At 72.2% G+C, this 963-nt stretch carries 1 protein-coding gene; it reads left to right on the forward strand.

Features of this window, described 5'->3' with window-relative positions; all coding sequences use genetic code 11:
- Nucleotides 1-963 (forward strand): NAD(P)/FAD-dependent oxidoreductase (locus JMF90_RS38475; RefSeq protein ID WP_201326482.1); only part of this gene is annotated, 963 nt, incomplete at both ends.

A 963-nucleotide genomic window follows, 5' to 3' on the forward strand; every position in this document is an offset into this window, starting at 1 on the left:
CGACCGGCTGACGCGCGGCGTCGGCGCGCTGCTCAAGAAGAACGGCGTGCGCGTGCTGCACGGCGAAGCCCGCGTGATCGACGGCAAGACCGTCGAGGTCGTCAGCGGCGGCCATGCGGTGCGGATCGGTTGCGAGCACCTGTTGCTCGCAACCGGTTCCGAGCCGGTCGAACTGCCGTCGATGCCGTTCGGCGGGCACGTCGTGTCGTCCACCGACGCGCTGTCGCCCGCGACGCTGCCGAAGCGGCTGGTCGTCGTCGGGGCCGGCTATATCGGGCTCGAACTCGGGATCGTCTATCGCAAGCTCGGCGTCGACGTCAGCGTCGTCGAGGCGGCCGAGCGCGTGCTGCCTGCGTACGATGCCGAACTCGTGCGGCCGGTGGCCGATTCGCTCGCGCGCCTCGGCGTGCGGCTGTGGCTCGGCCGCACCGTGCTCGGGCTGGACGCGCACGGCGCGGTGCGCGTGCGGGCGGCCGACGGCGCCGAGCAGACGCTGCCGGCCGATCGCGTGCTGGTTGCCGTCGGCCGCAGGCCGCGCGTCGACGGATTCGGGCTCGAGACGCTGATGCTCGATCGCAATGGCCGCGCGCTGCGGATCGACGACGCCTGCCGGACGTCGATGCGCAACGTGTGGGCGATCGGCGACGTCGCGGGCGAGCCGATGCTCGCGCATCGCGCGATGGCGCAAGGGGAGATGGTGGCCGAGCTGATCGCCGGCCGGCGTCGCCAGTTCACGCCCGCGTCGATTCCAGCCGTGTGCTTCACCGATCCCGAGATCGTGACGGCCGGCTGGTCGCCGGACGATGCACATGCGGCCGGCGTCGATTGCCTGAGCGCGTCGTTTCCGTTCGCCGCGAACGGGCGGGCGATGACGTTGCAGGCGACCGACGGATTCGTGCGCGTCGTCGCGCGGCGCGACAATCATCTGATCGTCGGCTGGCAGGCGGTCGGGCGCGGGGTGTC

This window comes from Burkholderia sp. E168m23 (assembly GCF_016586125.1).
In the GTDB taxonomy this organism is placed as follows: domain Bacteria; phylum Pseudomonadota; class Gammaproteobacteria; order Burkholderiales; family Burkholderiaceae; genus Burkholderia; species Burkholderia orbicola.